Raw genomic sequence first — 14,284 nt, 5'->3', positions numbered from 1 at the left:
GTGGACGCGGGTGCGGACGAGGGCCTCGACGCGGCCGTCGACCACGCGGCCGTCTTCGCGGCGCTGCCGACGCCGCTGCTCCTCCTCGACGCGCGGCTGCGGATCGTGGCCGTCAACGACGCCTACGCCCGCGCCACCGGCCGCCCGCGCGGGCAGCTGCTCGGCCGGCACGTGCTGGAGGCGTTCCCGGACAACCCCGAGACCCCCGAGGCCCGCGCCACGGCGAACCTCGGGGACTCGCTGCGGCGGGTCCTGCGCACGGGCGAGGCGGACACCATGCCGCTGCAGCGCTACGACGTCCCCGACGGCCGCGGCGGGTTCACCGAGCACTGGTGGAGCCCGTTCAACGCGCCCGTGCTCGACGGCGACGGGCGCGTGCGCCTGGTCGTGCACCGCGTCGAGGACGTCACCCCCTTCGTGCACGCCCGCGGCGGGGACGCCGCGCTGGACGCCGCGCTGGGCGTCGGGGAGCTGAGCCGGGAGCTGCGCGCCGAGGCCGACCTGCACGTGCGCGGTCACGAGCTGCGGGGCGCGCTCACGGCGCAGGCCGAGACCGCCGCCCGCCTCGCCGGTCTGGTCGCCGTCTCGGTGCAGCTGGCGGCCGCGCGCACCACCGCCGAGCTGGCCGACACCGTCGTCCACCGCGGCCTCGCCGTCCTGGGCGCCGACGGCGGCGCGGTCGCCGTGCGCAGCGGCGAGGAGCTGCGGCTCTCCCTCACCGAGAGCCTGGGCCCGCAGGCGGCCGCGGCCTGGAGCCGGGTCCCGGTGGACCACGCGATGCCCGTCGCCCTGGCCGCCGCCACCGGCCGCCGCATCGTGCTGCCCGACCTCGAGGCTGTGCTGGCCGCCGCCCCCGGCATGGACGAGGTGGTCGCGGCCACCGGGATGCAGGCGTGGATCTGCCTGCCGCTGCGGGCGGGGGGCGCGACGCTGGGCTCGCTGGCGGTGGGCTGGCGCGAGCCGCAGCGCTTCGCCGAGCGCGACCTGGAGCTCGTCGACGCCTTCGCCGCCCAGTGCGCGCAGACGCTCGCCGGGCTGCAGGCCGCCGAGGCCGAGCGCGGCATGTCGGAGGCGCTGCAGCGCAGCCTGCTCACCGCCCCGGTGCAGCCGGAGGGGATGCGCGTCGCCGTGCGCTACCTGCCGGCCGGCCAGGGGGCCCGGGTGGGCGGCGACTGGTACGACGGGTTCTCCTCCCCGGACGGCGCGACGGTCCTCGCGATCGGCGACGTCGCCGGGCACGACCGCGAGGCCGCGGCCCAGATGGGGCAGCTGCGCAACCTGCTGCGCGGGGTGTGCGCGGCCCTGGGCGCCACCCCCGCGCAGGTGCTCGCCGGCCTGGACCGCGCGATGCACCAGCTGCACGTCCCCTCGGTGGCCACGGCCGTGCTCGCGCACGTGGAACCGCCCGAGGGGGAGGGCGAGGAGGGGGGCGTGCGCAGGCTGCGCTGGTCCAACGCCGGCCACCTGCCGCCCGTGCTCGTGGCCCCCGGCGCCGACGCCCGCCTGCTGGACACCCCGCCGGACCTGCTGCTGGGCCTGCAGCCGGAGGCTCCCCGCCACGACCACACCGCGTCGCTGCCGCCCGGCTCGACGCTGGTGTTCTTCACCGACGGCCTGGTGGAGCGCCGCGGGGAGGACCTGCACGTGGGGCTGGAGCGGCTGCGCCGGCGCGTCGCCGACCTGCGCGACCGCTCCGCCGAGGAGGTCTGCGACGCCCTCGTCGCCGACCTCGGCGACACCCGCGAGGACGACGTGGCGATCCTCGTGCTGCACGTGGCGGGGCCCGCCGGCCGCTGACTCCCGCCGCGGGCCTCGCTGGCGCCGCGGGGCGCGGCCGGGCAGGGTGGCGGCGTGGACGGGCGGGGTGGCGGCGTGGACGGGTCGAGGGGACGACGGGCGGTGCTGGCGCGTGCCGCCGCCCGCGGTGCCGCCGGGGGACTGGTGGGTGCGGCGGCGATGGCGCTGGGCCAGCGCGCGGAACGCGCCCTGACCGGGCGGCCCGCCTCCTACGTGCAGGGCCGGACCCTGCTCATCCTGCTGGGCCGCTCCCCGGGCGACGACGAGCGCCCGGTCGCGGCGACCGCCGCGATGAACGTGGCGACCGGCGTCGCCCTCGGTGCGCTGCGCGGGGTGTGGCGGGCCAGCGGGCTGGTCGCGGTGCGCGCGGACGTGGTGCAGACGCTGACCCGCGTCATCGTCGACCAGACCCTGGAGAACGCCACCGGCGCCGGTGCGCCGCCGCGCACCTGGGAGCGCGGGGAGGGTGTCGTCGAGGTGCTGCACGCGGCCGTCGCCGCCCTCGCCACCGGCGCCGTCGTCGAGCGGCTCGTCGACCCGGTGCTGCAGTCGCGCCGGGGCACCGGCAGCCACTGAGGTGCGGCGGTGAGGCTGCTGTTCGAGGTGCACCCGGTGACGAACCTGCGGCAGGCCCTGGCGGGGTTCGAGCGCTCCGGCTTCGCGCTGCTGCACCGGCCCGACCGCGACAGCGCGCTGCTGGCGGCGCCGGGTTCGGCGGTGGCGGCCGTGCTGCTGCACGAGCACGACGTCGAGCTGGAGCTGGGGGCCGGGGGCGCCTACCTCGTCGAGGACGTCGACGCGTTCGCCCGCGCCCAGGCCGACCGCGACTGGCTCGTGGAACCCTGCGACGCACCGCTGGGCCGCTACGCGGCGCTGCGCACCCGGGCCGGTCTGCCGCAGCGGTTCCTGGACCCCACCGGCTGCCCGCCGCGGGTGCGCTCGCTGCTGGGCTGAACCGGCCGGGTGCACGCACGACGCCCTCCCCCGCGGGTGCGGGGGAGGGCGCCCTGGTGCTCGTGCGGGTGGTGCTCGTGCGGGTCGTGCCGGGTCAGCCGACCAGTTCGGTCTGCTGGGCCGCGACCTCGGCCTCGGCGACCTTGCCCCGGGTGCTCAGCAGGTCGTAGGTCGGGATCTGCAGGCCGAGGGCCGCGCAGACCGCGTGGAACACCTCGGTGTTGTCCAGCAGCTTCGCGAAGCCCTCCGAGCCGGGGCCGGAGGCACCGATGAAGACGTCCTCGACGGTGTGCACGCAGTTCGTCTCGTCCAGCGGCAGGTTGCCGATCTGGACGACGGCGCCCGGGTCGCGCTCGGGGTTGGGGAACGCCTGCTCGGTGGCGGGGTCCTCCAGGGCCGGCTGCTGCAGCACGGGGTTGTGCGCGAAGTCGTCCGGGTGGTCCGGGTGGTTGGACCAGCCGAAGAACAGCTGCACGTCCGGGTTCGGGTCGTCGGGGAACCCGTCGCCGTCCGCGTCCACGTAGGTCGGGAAACCGGCGTCGGCGTACACGCCGTTCTGCTGGCGGGCGGGCGAGCCCTCCTTGGACAGCGTGTGGGTGCCGGCGATGCTCATGGCGTGGTTGTGGTCGGCGGTGACGACGATGAGGGTGTCGTCGCGGCCGGCCGCCCACTCCTTGGCGACGCCGACGGCCTGGTCCAGCTCGATGGTGTCGTAGACGGCGCGCGGCCCGTCCAGCGGGTGCTCCGACTTGTCGATCGAAGCGCCCTCGACCATGAGGAAGAAGCCTTTGTCGTTCTTCTCCAGGACCTCCAGCGCGGCCTTCGTCATCTCCACCAGGCCCGGCTGGTCGGTGAAGTCGCCGAGCACCTCCGGGTTCGGGGTGATCTCGCGGTCGATGTAGACGTTGAGGTTGCCCAGGGTGAAGGTGCCGAGCAGCTTGTCGGGGGTCCCGGCGGCCATGACCGCCGCGAGCTCGGTGCGCGAACCCGCGTAGGCGAAGCCCTTGTCCTTGAACTCCTCGATGAGGTTGCGGTCGTCCTCGCGGCGCGAGCCCTCCTCGGACTGCGGGAGCAGCGAGGCGCGGCCGCCGCCCATGAACACGTCGGGCATCTGACCGGGCTGCAGGGCCTGGTCCATGATGTCGACGTACTCGGAGCGGCGGCGGGTGTGCGCGAACACCGCGGCCGGGGTGGCGTCCTGGATCTCGGCGGTGGTGACGATGCCGATGGACATCTCCCGCGAGCGCTTGAGGATCTCGGCCATGGTCTCCACGCGCGGGCTGGCGGTGGGGTCCTCGGAGTTGCCGGGGTAGACGCCCATGGCGTTGACGGCCGACTTGTGGCCGGTCATGTACGCCGACATCGAGTTCGCCGAGTCGGTGGCGATGGAGTCGACCCCGGAGGTGGTGACGTTGCCGCGGTGGTCGAGGGTGTCCATCTCCAGCAGGCCGTCGTACTTGCCCTCGGTGATGCCCTTGGACAGGATGCGCGCGCCGGTGATGGCGGCCTGGCCCATGCCGTCGCCGAGGAAGAAGATGACGTTCTTGGCCTTCTTCCCCTTCGCGTCGCTGAGCACGACCTCGTGCTTGACCTCCTGGGAGGCCTCGCCGGCCGAGGAGCTGACGGCGGCGGCGATCGTGTACGAGCCGGCCGCGGGGTAGATCAGGCCGGGGTAGGTGACCTCGACCGAGTCGGGCGCGGAACTGGTGCGCACCGGCGCCGGGCTCAGCAGCGGGGCGGGGCCGTTGCCGTCGTTGACCTTGATGACGATCCTGGTGGTCTCGGGGTCCACGCCGGTGGCCTCGATGCGCAGGTCGAACGTGGCGCCGACCTGGAACTTCGCGCGGTTCACCGGCAGGATGCGCACGGCGCTGCCCGTGGCCGTCGCGGCGTTCAGCACGCGGCGCACGGTGGTGGAGTAGTGCGCGTCCTTGACGTTCAGCTGCGCCGGGACGTACGCGGGGGCGGCGGCCGCGGCGGACGAGGCGTCGCGCAGCCCCTGGCCGAGGACGATGGCGGTGGCGAGGCCGCCCGTGCCGAGGAGGCCTCGGCGGGTGAAGAAACCGCGACGAGCGGGCATCGACTCGTCGTTCGTGGTGGACTGGTCGTCAGACACCGGGTACCTCTCAGTTCGATGCTCAGGGCAGGCACAACCTGGCACTGCCCGGCGAACCGGGCTCGAACCCGGGGCCAACACCGCGTGCACGCCAGCCCACCCGCCGGGTCAGCCGACGGCCTCCGGCACGGCCGCCCCCCGGTGCCCGCCGCGCCGCCCGCTGCCGCGCCGCTCGACGAGGCGGGTGGTCAGCGCGAGCACCGCGGTGACGGCCGCGACGGCGCCGGCGGCGGCGAGCGCGCCCAGCGGTTCGGTCACGACGAACACCGGGATGTCGCGGCCGGGCACCGCGACGGCGCCGAGGAAGGCCCCGGCGAGGCCGAACCAGCTGTTGCGCATGTTGCTGCGGTGCCCCCGCAGGTCGTGGCGCCGCGCCGCGCGGATCCCCAGCACCAGGCTGACGAGGGTGATCGCGGACAGGACGTGCAGCAGGCTCAGCCGGCCGTCGCGGATGTCGCGGATGGCGAACGAGCTCGTCGCGACGAACGTCATCCCGGCGACCCAGCACCAGCCCGCGCGGCGGTGCGCGGCGTCGCCCTTGCGCTTGCGCAGCAGGACCAGGGCGCCCAGGCCCAGGCACACCAGCGCGCTGCCCGCGTGGGCGATGAGCAGGACCGTCGATCCGTTCACGTGGGTGCTCCCGTCTCGTCGTCGTCCAGCACCTCGATGAGGCGCCGGGTCTGCTGCGCGTACTCCGCGTAGGGGAAGTCGCTCGCCGCGACGAGCGCGGCGAAGCGCTCCTCGAGCAGGGCCCGCCCGGTGGCGACCAGGTGCGCTCCGGCGGCGGTCAGGCGCAGCCCGCGCCGGTTCCCGCCGCCCGCGGGAGCCGACACGTCGAGCAGTCCGGCCTCGGCGAGGACGGCGACCATCCGGCTCGTCGAGGGTTCGGTGACACCCAGGCCCTCGGCGAGCACGCGCTGGGTGGGGACGCCCTCGCCCACGAGCAGCAGGGCGAGGAACCGGCGGTACGGCAGGTCGAGCTCCGCGCGCAGCAGGCGGTCCGCGGCGCGGTCGAGCCGGGCGGTCAGCAGGTGCAGGTCGAAGGTCAGCTCACCGCTCACACCCGACTGTGGCACGAGCACCTTAGAACCGCAAGGTACTCGACCCGCCGGTCTCCCCGTCCTCCTCGCGGGTCCGCGGACCGGGGCCGCTCAGGCGGCGAGGTCGCCGGCGAGGGAGGACTCCACCTGCTCGCGCAGGTGCTGGGACACCGCGGGGACGCCGACGCCGGCCAGGGCCGCCGTGCGGGTGACCAGCGCCAGCGCGACGTCGGTGAAGACGACCATGGCGTCCTCGGCGCGCGGGCCCCGCCCGAGCAGCCGGGCGGCCTCGCAGGCGGCGGCGAGGTCGTCGCCGGCGCGGGCCAGCACGGCCAGGACGTCGGCGGCGACGTCGCGGGCGGCGGGCACGTCGTTGACGACCACCCGGGCCAGGACCTGGGCGCCGGTGCTGCCGGAGGTGGCGCACACCAGCCGCAGCGCGGCGTGGGCGACCGCGAAGGTGCCCACCGCGCACAGGTCGCCGAAGTCCTCGCGCAGCTCGCGCAGGACCGCGGCGAAGAGGGCGTGCTCCCCGCAGGCGCGGGCGGCGACCAGGTCGAAGGCGGCGCGGTAGAGCGGGGCCTGGCGGGTGCTCGGCACGGGGACCTCCGGGGTGCGCGGGTGCGCCGGCGCCGGTGCGCGGCGTGCCTGCTGCATCGGCAGGCGGACCGCCCGGGTTGAACGGCGCACCCGGACGGCGCACGGGGCGGTTCGGGTGATCCGCAGGTGGGTAGGAGGCAGCGGTGAACACCACACTCGACACGACCCCCGCCGGACCGGGACTGCGGCGGGCCGTCACCGGCAAGCTCCTCTTCCTCTTCATCCTCGGCGACGTGCTGGGCGCGGGCATCTACGCGCTCGTGGGCCAGCTGGCCGGCGAGGTGGGCGGGGCGATCTGGGTCCCCCTGCTCGTCGCGCTCCTGCTGGCGCTGCTCACGGCGGCCTCCTACGCCGAGCTCGTCACGAAGTACCCCAAGGCCGGCGGGACGGCCGTCTTCGCCCAGCGCGCGTTCGGCAAGCCCCTGGTCTCCTTCCTCGTGGGCTTCTCCATGCTCGCGGCCGGGGTGACCAGCGTCGCCGGCCTCTCGCTCGCGTTCTCCGGCGACTACCTCGGCGCGCTGGTCGACCTGCCCGCGCTGCCGACGGCGCTGGTGTTCCTCACCCTCGTCGCGCTGCTCAACGCGCGCGGCATCAAGGACTCCCTGCGCGCCAACGTCGTCATGACCGTCATCGAGGTCAGCGGCCTCGTGCTCATCGTCGTGCTGGCCGCCGTCGTCCTCGGCCGCGGCGAGGGCGACCCGGGCCGGGTCCTGGAGTTCTCCTCCACCCAGTCGCCGGCCGCGGGCGTCCTGGCCGCCGCCGTGCTCGCCTTCTACTCCTTCGTGGGCTTCGAGACCTCCGCCAACCTCGCCGAGGAGGCCGTCGACCCCAGCCGCACCTACCCGCGGGCCCTCTTCGGCGGTCTCGCCGTCGCCGGCGTCGTCTACGTCCTCGTCGGCCTGGCGGTCTCCACGGCCGTCGCGCCCGCGCAGATCGCCGACTCCGACGGGCCCCTGCTGGAGGTCGTGCGCGTCGCCGACGTCGGGCTGCCGGGCTGGCTGTACTCCCTCGTCGCGCTCATCGCGGTCGCCAACGGCGCCCTGCTGACGGCCATCATGTGCAGCCGCCTGACCTACGGCATGGCCACCGAGGGCCTGCTGCCGCCCGTGCTGGGGCGGGTGCTGCCCGGCCGGCGCACCCCGTGGGTGGCCATCGTCGTCACCACGATCGTGTCGATGGCGCTCGTGCTCAGCGGTGACCTCGCGACCCTCGCCGCGACCGTCGTGCTACTGCTGCTGCTCGTCTTCATCGCCACCAACGCCGCCGTCCTGGTGCTGCGCCGCGACCGCGTCGAGCACCGGCACTTCCGCACGCCGGCCGTCCTGCCGGTGCTGGGGATCGTCTCCTGCGTGGGGCTGCTCACCCAGCAGGAGGCCGGGGTGTGGCTGCGCGCCGGGATCCTGCTGCTCGTCGGGGTGGTGCTCCACCTGATCACCCGGCGCTCCTCGCGCCGCACCGCCGACCTGCGCGACGAGCCGGTCACGCGTACTGCGGACCCCCGCTGACGCCGAAGAACGCCTCCAGCGTCGTCACACCCCGCTCGGCCATCTGCTGCACGAGGTCCACGCCGACCCAGCGGTAGTGCCAGGACTCCGCCGCGTAGCCGGTGACGGCGGTGTCCTCGGGGCGGTAGCGCAGCAGGAAGCCGTAGGCGCCGGCGCGGGCGGCCAGCCACTGCGCCTCGGGGGTGTCGGCGAAGCAGTCGCGCAGCGTGCAGCCGGCGTCGGTCGTGCTGCCGAAGTCGACGGCCAGCCCGGTCTGGTGCTCGCTGTGGCCGGGGCGCGCCGAGTACCGCTCGGCCTCGGCCGCCCCCTCCCGCGCCACCGCCCGCGCGTGCACGCCCCGCTGGTAGTCCAGCGAGCGGTAGCCGCTGGTGAGGGCCAGCCGCACGCCCTCCGCCCGGGCCGCCGCCAGCAGCGCGGTCAGCTCGGGGGCGATGAGGCTGGAGACCTGCTTGCCGGCCACCGTCGTCAGCGCGGGCGGCACGTACTCCACCGGGTCGATGGCGTGCTGCTTGTTCACCACCACCCAGGGGCTGGCCGCGTCCGTGGTGGAGAACGCCGGTGGTGCGGGAGGCGCGGCCGGAGGGGCGGTGGTGGCCGCGGGCTGCGCCTGCGGCTGGGTGGCGGGGTCGGCGGCGACGGCGCGGCCGGCGCCGCCGTCCTCGCCGTCGTCCCCGCCCAGCGCGACCCCCGCGGTCGTCGCGGCGCCCACGCCCACGACCCCCAGCAGCAGCGCGCGGCGGGCCACGACCGCGCGGTGGCCGTAGCGGCGGCTCCCGTCGGGCAGGCGCTCGGCGGCGAACGGCGACGGCACGCACCCACCTCCTCGCACCCCGGTCTCACACCTCGTCGCGGACACCCGTGATCCTGCCGAGCCGGCGTCCGCCACCGCGACCCGCCGCGCCGGTGCGGCACAGTCCCACGACCACGAGGCCCAGCACCAGCGCCAGGACGTGCAGACCGCCGTCCACGGCCCAGTCCAGCAGCCCCGGACCCCGCGGCGTCCCCGGCGGCTGCCGGTGCAGCTGCAGCGCCGTCGGCGGCTGCAGCAGCACCAGCAGCGACAGCGCCCCGCTCGCCGCGGCCGCGGCGGCGCTCGCGGCCGCGAGCGCGGCGGCCGCCACCCGGCCACCGCGCGGCGGCACCAGCCAGCCGGGCCGGCCCGCCACCACCACCGCGGCCAGCAGGAGCGCCCCGAGCGCGGTGGACGTCGTGCTCCAGCCGGTCTGCGCCACCGCGACCACCTCCGACCAGCGGTCGGCGAACACCTGCGCCGGTTCCCCGGGCTGCGGTCCGGACCACTCCCGCGCCCCGCGGGTGAGGGCGCGCCGGACCACCTCCGCGCTCACCAGCAGCGGGGCGGCGGCCGCCGCGGCCGCGAGCCAGAACACCCACGACCAGCCCTCGCCGGTGCCGTCCTCCTCCACCTCCTCCCCGGGCGGGCCGGGCGGTGCCGCGCGCCCGGCCGTCACGGGCGCGGGCGGCGGTAGAGGGCGTACTCCTCGGCCGTGGGCCGGGGCAGCTCCGCGGCCGCCCCCTCCTCCGGTGCCCCCTCCTCCGGTGCCCCCTCCTCCGGTGCCTCGGCCTCCGGTGCCTCGGCGTCCGGTGCCTCGGCGTCCGGTGCCTCGGCCTCCGGTGCCTCCGGGGCCGGCGGGTCCACCGGGGTCGCCGGCCCGGGGCCCGAGGCCTGCTCCGGCGCCTGCGCGGGTGCGCCCGGCCGCACCAGCGCGGCACCCGCGACCGCCGCCACCGCCAGGACGGCCAGCAGCTGGGCGCCCTGCGGTCCCGCGTCGACGAGCAGGGAGCCGCTGCTGCTGAAGTAGCTCTCGCCCTCCGGCCGGCCGGCCGCCGTGAGCACCACCGCGAGCGCGGTCGCGCTCGCCGCCGCGGTCGCCCAGGCGACGCCCGCGGCGGCCCAGCGCGCCACGGGCCCCGGCACCACCCAGGCCGGCCGGCCCACCAGGCGCAGCACGGCCAGCGCGGTGCAGGCGGCCGCGGAGGCCAGCAGCGCCTCGGTGAGCGGGACGGTGAGCGCCAGCACCGACCACCGCTGCCAGAACGTCACACCCGGGTCCACGGTCATCGTCGTCTCCCCGTCGCCGTCGGTGGAGTACGAGGCGAACCAGCGCTCGTCGAGGGCGCCGCCGAGCACCTGCGCGGTGGCGAGCACGGCGAGCGCCACCGGCAGCAGCGCGGCGGCGGTCAGCGCCCAGGCCGCCCACCCGGCGGGGGGCTGCCCGGCGGGGGGCTGCCCGGCGGGGGGCTGCCCGGCGGGGGGCTGCCCGGCGGGGGGCTGCGGGGCCGGTGCTCCGGGTGCGTGCGGTGCCGTCGGTGCCACCGACCGACCCTAGCGACGAGCGCGCCCGGCGGTCAGCGCAGCAGGTGGTCCATCCGGTAGCTCAGCAGCTCGCGCAGCACGATCGACGTCGAGGTCCGGCGGATGCCGCGGCAGCGCATGATCCGCTGGGTGATGTCGTAGACGTGGTCGGCGTCGCGCGCGGCGATCTGGATCATCAGGTCGGAGTCGCCGGAGATGCCCACGCACTCGACGACCTCGGGGATGCGCGAGACGTCCTCCACGAGCCCGGGGAACTCGCTCTGCTCGACACCCGCTGTGACCAGCGCCCGCATCGGCAGCCCCACCCGCGCGGGGTCCAGCCGGGTGGAGTTCGCCCGCAGGACGCCCTCGGCGCCCAGGCGCTCCAGGCGGCTGTGCACGGTGCCCCGGGCCAGGCCGAGGTCGAGGGCCAGCTGCGCGACGGTGGCCCGCGGATCGCGGTCCAGCGCGAGCAGGAGGCGCCGGTCGGTCTCGTCCAGGCTGGTCACGTCGACCACTCTATGCGCATCGACGTGGCCGGAACTGGTCGATCCGACCAACGGCGAGCGCCGCTGTTGCACGTTCCGACCGCGAGGAGGTGTCCTCGGGGGGTGAGAGCGGACACGGGGACGGATCCCGGCACGGTCAGCGTCGGCGCCTACCTCGCCCGGCGGCTGGAGCAGCTCGGGCTGCGGCACCTCTTCGGCCTGCCCGGCGACTTCAACCTCGCCCTGCTCGACGAGGTGCTCGACGCGGGCGGGCTGCGGTGGATCGGCTCGTCCAACGAGCTGAACGCCGGCTACTGCGCCGACGGTCACGCTCGGTTGCGACGCGGGCCCGCGGCCTTCGTCACCACCTTCGGCGTGGGGGAGCTGTCCGCCGTCAACGCCCTCGCCGGCAGCCGCGCCGAGGACGTGCCCGTCGTCCACGTCGTCGGGCTGCCGCCGACGCGGGCGATGGCCGACGGCGCGCTGCTGCACCACTCCCTGGCCGACGGCGACTTCGGGCACTTCGTGCGCGTGGCCGCCGAGGTCACGGCGTGCGCGGTGGTGGTCCGCGCCCAGGGGGCGGGCACGAGCATCGACCAGGCGCTCATGACCGCCGTCGGCTCCTCGCAGCCGGTCTACCTGGGCATCCCCTCCGACGTCGCGCTCGCCCGGGTCTCCGCCGCGCCGCTGTCGCGGCTGCTGCCGGTGCTGCGCAGCGACGCCGGCGCCGCCGAGGAGTTCCGCCGCGCGCTGGCGGACTTCCTCGGCGCCAGCCCCGAGGTCACGGTCCTGGCGGGGCCCCGGCTGCACCGCCGCCGGCTGGAGCACCTCGTGCGGGCGCTGGCCGCGCAGAACGGCGTGCGGGTGGCGACCCAGTCGGCCTCCAAGGCGATGCTCGACGAGTCGCACCCGGCGACCCTCGGCGTCTACGCGGGCCGCTTCACCCGGGACCCGGCCACCCGCCGCCGCGTCGACGAGGCCTCGCCGCTGGTGCTGGCCGGCGTCGTGCTCACCGACTTCCTCACCGGTTCCTTCACCCACGCCTTCGACCCCGAGCAGGCCGTGGACCTGCAGCTGGACCACGCCCGCATCGCCGGGCAGCCGTTCTACGGCCTGTACCTGGAGGAGTCGCTGCGCATCCTCGAGGAGGTCCTGGAGGCGCGCTCCCCGCGCCCGGCCCCGCTGCCGCGCCAGGACGTCGCGCCACCCGCCCGGCACGTGCCGGCCCACCCCGACGGACCGCTCACCCACGCCGACCTGTGGCCGCTGCTGCAGCAGTGGCTGCTGCCCGGCACGCTGCTCGTCGCCGAGGCCGGCACGTCGTTCTACGGCGCGCTGGAGCTCGTGCTGCCCGACGGCTGCGACCTGCTGGGCCAGCCGGTGTGGTCCTCGATCGGCTACACGCTGCCCGCCACGCTGGGGGCGATGCTCGCCGAGCCCGGCCGCGAGACGGTGCTCGTCATCGGCGACGGCTCCGCCCAGCTGACGGTGCAGGAGCTGGGGCGGCTGCTCTCGCTCGGCCTCACCCCGACCGTCCTGCTCGTCAACAACTCCGGCTACACCGTCGAGCGCGCCATCCGCAGCCCCGAGGCGCCCTACCAGGACGTCGTGGAGTGGGACTGGACGAAGCTGCCCGCGGCGCTGGGCGCCCCGCACGTGCCCGTGCACCGCGCGAGCACGCCCGCCGACCTGGTGGAGGTGCTGGCGAAGGTGCGCGCCGACCCCGGCCACGCCGCGTTCGTGGAGCTGGTCCTGCCCCGCGACGACGCCCCGGAGCCGCTGCTGCAGCTGGCCCGCAGCATCCGCTGACCCCGGCCGCTCAGAGGACGGTCTGCGGGACCACGTCCTGCTCGCTGCCGCGGCGCCACTCCACCAGCAGCGCCGTCGCGTCGTCGCGCAGGACCCCCTGCTGGCGGTCCAGCACCGCGCGGCGCAGCCGGCGCAGGGTCTCCGGCGCGGACTGCCCCGCGGCGGCCTCCTGCGTCAGGAAGGCGGCGAGCCCCTCGATGCCGAGCATGTCCTCGTGCGGGCGGCGGGCCTCGGTGAGCCCGTCGGTGTAGAGCAGCACCGCGTCGCCGGGCTGCAGCACCTCCTCGGCGACCACCAGGTCGGCGTCGGGGTCCACCGGGAACGGCCAGCCGAGCGGGAAGGCCGGCTTGGCCCGCAGCGCCTTGACCACCTGGGAGCCGCGCAGCAGCAGCGGCGGCGGGTGCCCGGCGCTGATCCAGGTCAGGCGCCCGCTGTCGGGCTCGAAGCGGGCCAGCACGGCGGTGACGTGGCGGTCCCCGCCGAACTGCTGCAGCACCGCCTCGTTGACGTCGGCGTAGGTCCGGCGCAGGTCCGCGCCGGAGCGGCGGGCGGCGCGGTAGGTGCCCAGCGCGAACGTGGTCAGCCCGGCGGCGGCGAGGCCGTGGCCCATCCCGTCGAAGATGGCCAGGTGCACCGCGTCGGCGTTGACGGCGTAGTCGTAGGCGTCGCCGCCGTGGTCGTAGGCCGGTTCCAGCACCCCGCTGAGGACCAGGCCCTCGGTGGCGCAGGTGCTGGGGGGCAGCACGGCGTGGATCAGCTCGCTGCCCACGGTCATGGCCCTGGAGCGCCGCACCTGCTCCACGACGTCGCCGTAGGCGCTCTTGGAGATGGTGACCATGGCCACCAGGTGCGCGTAGCGCTCCCAGACGGCGACCTCGTCCGCGGGGACGTCCGTCCCCCCGGCGCCGACGGGGACCGTCAGCTCCAGCACGCCCAGGCGCTCGGTCCCGTCCAGCAGCGGCACCCACAGCCGCCGCCGCGGCCGCCCGTGCCGGTCGGGGCCGGCGTCGGCGCTCAGCACGCGCGTGCCGGCGAAGGACCGCCCGGCCATGGAGCCGTCCACGGGCTGCTCCTCGCGCGCCGGGGCGTCGCGGCGGGGCACCGGGACCAGGGCGGTGTGCTCGTGGTTGACCAGCGACAGGACCACGTCCTCGGCGTCCAGGGCGGCGCCGGCCTCCTCGGCCACGACGTCGGCCAGCTGGTCGGGCCGGGACAGGTGGGTGCGGCGCAGCAGGCCGGTGAAGAGGTCGGCCGAGGCGACGGCGAGGTCTCGGCGGTGCGGCACCCGCCCATCATCGGGGACCGGAGTGCCTCGCGGGGCCACGCGGGCGATCCGATCGGGTGGCGCTGCGCCTGCGTTCGGGGGACGGCCCGTCAAGCGCCCGGCGCGTCGTGCCGCATGCACCAGGGTGAGCCGATCCGTCCCCCTCGAGCAGTGGTGGTCCTCCCTCGACGAGCAGGGGCGGGCGGAGGCGCTGGAGCTGCACCCCCACGACTTCGTGCCCGAGGGGCTGGCGATGGAGCTGATCATGTTCGGGGTGCGGGTGGAGGACGTCGCGGTGGCCCACCACAGCGGCCGCGCGCGCACGGTGACCTTCGCCCAGCCCGCCGAGCTGACCCGCTTCCTGGCGGGGGTGCGCGCCGCGGCCGGCGGCAGCTGA

The 14,284-nt window shown here is 76.2% G+C and carries 15 protein-coding genes; 6 read left to right on the top strand and 9 right to left on the bottom strand.

Going from position 1 to position 14,284, the window contains the following annotated elements; translation table 11 throughout:
• The 3 genes from ACRYM2_RS05495 to ACRYM2_RS05485 all read left to right on the top strand — a co-directional run bounded on the left by ACRYM2_RS05495 (position 1) and on the right by ACRYM2_RS05485 (position 2,751).
• Positions 1-1,797, top strand: a complete 1,797-nt coding sequence (locus tag ACRYM2_RS05495) for a SpoIIE family protein phosphatase (RefSeq protein WP_432520498.1) — start codon at positions 1-3, stop codon at positions 1,795-1,797.
• A 75-nt stretch (positions 1,798-1,872) separates the two neighbouring features.
• The gene (locus ACRYM2_RS05490; RefSeq protein ID WP_432520496.1) at positions 1,873-2,373 is read left to right on the top strand and encodes a hypothetical protein; all 501 of its coding nucleotides are present in this window, start codon (positions 1,873-1,875) and stop codon (positions 2,371-2,373) included.
• 9 nt (positions 2,374-2,382) lie between these two features.
• On the top strand, positions 2,383-2,751 hold the full coding sequence (locus tag ACRYM2_RS05485) for a hypothetical protein (protein ID WP_432520494.1): 369 nt from the start codon (positions 2,383-2,385) through the stop codon (positions 2,749-2,751).
• A 94-nt stretch (positions 2,752-2,845) separates the two neighbouring features.
• Here ACRYM2_RS05485 and ACRYM2_RS05480 read toward each other — a convergent pair whose 3' ends face one another.
• The 4 genes from ACRYM2_RS05480 to ACRYM2_RS05465 all read right to left on the bottom strand — a co-directional run bounded on the left by ACRYM2_RS05480 (position 2,846) and on the right by ACRYM2_RS05465 (position 6,507).
• Positions 2,846-4,867, bottom strand: a complete 2,022-nt coding sequence (locus ACRYM2_RS05480) for an alkaline phosphatase (protein WP_432520492.1) — start codon at positions 4,865-4,867, stop codon at positions 2,846-2,848.
• 108 nt (positions 4,868-4,975) lie between these two features.
• Complete coding sequence (locus tag ACRYM2_RS05475) at positions 4,976-5,497, bottom strand: DUF2306 domain-containing protein (RefSeq protein WP_432520490.1); 522 nt, start codon at positions 5,495-5,497, stop codon at positions 4,976-4,978.
• A complete protein-coding gene (locus ACRYM2_RS05470; protein WP_432520488.1) occupies positions 5,494-5,928 on the bottom strand; it encodes a MarR family winged helix-turn-helix transcriptional regulator in 435 nt (144 codons plus the stop codon). The genes ACRYM2_RS05475 and ACRYM2_RS05470 overlap by 4 nt, the downstream gene beginning before the upstream one ends.
• A gap of 90 nt (positions 5,929-6,018) precedes the next feature.
• Positions 6,019-6,507, bottom strand: coding sequence for a hypothetical protein (locus ACRYM2_RS05465; protein WP_432520486.1), 489 nt, complete (start codon positions 6,505-6,507; stop codon positions 6,019-6,021).
• 143 nt (positions 6,508-6,650) lie between these two features.
• Here ACRYM2_RS05465 and ACRYM2_RS05460 point away from each other — a divergent pair, with 143 nt between their 5' ends.
• Positions 6,651-8,012: an APC family permease gene (locus tag ACRYM2_RS05460; RefSeq protein ID WP_432520484.1), complete on the top strand. Its 1,362-nt coding sequence runs from the start codon at positions 6,651-6,653 to the stop codon at positions 8,010-8,012.
• Here the strand turns inward: ACRYM2_RS05460 and ACRYM2_RS05455 are convergent.
• Genes ACRYM2_RS05455 through ACRYM2_RS05440 form a run of 4 tightly spaced genes read right to left on the bottom strand, consistent with a single transcriptional unit; the run spans position 7,987 to position 10,835 of the window.
• Positions 7,987-8,823, bottom strand: a complete 837-nt coding sequence (locus ACRYM2_RS05455; protein WP_432520482.1) for a M15 family metallopeptidase — start codon at positions 8,821-8,823, stop codon at positions 7,987-7,989. The two genes, ACRYM2_RS05460 and ACRYM2_RS05455, sit on opposite strands and share 26 nt — an antisense overlap.
• 25 nt (positions 8,824-8,848) lie before the next feature.
• Entirely contained in the window at positions 8,849-9,436 is a 588-nt protein-coding gene (locus tag ACRYM2_RS05450) for a hypothetical protein (protein ID WP_432520480.1), read from the bottom strand.
• 41 nt (positions 9,437-9,477) lie between these two features.
• Positions 9,478-10,347, bottom strand: coding sequence for a hypothetical protein (locus ACRYM2_RS05445; protein ID WP_432520479.1), 870 nt, complete (start codon positions 10,345-10,347; stop codon positions 9,478-9,480).
• 32 nt (positions 10,348-10,379) lie between these two features.
• The gene (locus tag ACRYM2_RS05440) at positions 10,380-10,835 is read right to left on the bottom strand and encodes an Lrp/AsnC family transcriptional regulator (RefSeq protein WP_432520477.1); all 456 of its coding nucleotides are present in this window, start codon (positions 10,833-10,835) and stop codon (positions 10,380-10,382) included.
• 102 nt (positions 10,836-10,937) lie between these two features.
• Here ACRYM2_RS05440 and ACRYM2_RS05435 point away from each other — a divergent pair, with 102 nt between their 5' ends.
• Complete coding sequence (locus tag ACRYM2_RS05435) at positions 10,938-12,623, top strand: alpha-keto acid decarboxylase family protein (RefSeq protein ID WP_432520476.1); 1,686 nt, start codon at positions 10,938-10,940, stop codon at positions 12,621-12,623.
• 10 nt (positions 12,624-12,633) lie between these two features.
• Here ACRYM2_RS05435 and ACRYM2_RS05430 read toward each other — a convergent pair whose 3' ends face one another.
• Positions 12,634-13,908 carry a PP2C family protein-serine/threonine phosphatase gene (locus ACRYM2_RS05430; protein WP_432520474.1) on the bottom strand — a complete coding sequence of 425 codons (1,275 nt, stop codon included), beginning with the start codon at positions 13,906-13,908 and terminating at the stop codon, positions 12,634-12,636.
• A 124-nt stretch (positions 13,909-14,032) separates the two neighbouring features.
• Between ACRYM2_RS05430 and ACRYM2_RS05425 the strand changes: the two genes are divergently transcribed.
• A complete protein-coding gene (locus ACRYM2_RS05425) occupies positions 14,033-14,284 on the top strand; it encodes a hypothetical protein (protein WP_432520473.1) in 252 nt (83 codons plus the stop codon).

The organism is Kineococcus aridisoli, from assembly GCF_050871885.1.
Lineage (GTDB): Bacteria > Actinomycetota > Actinomycetes > Actinomycetales > Kineococcaceae > Kineococcus.
Note: the sequence above shows the minus strand (reverse complement) of the source record. Positions and strands in the feature narration are given on the sequence as shown.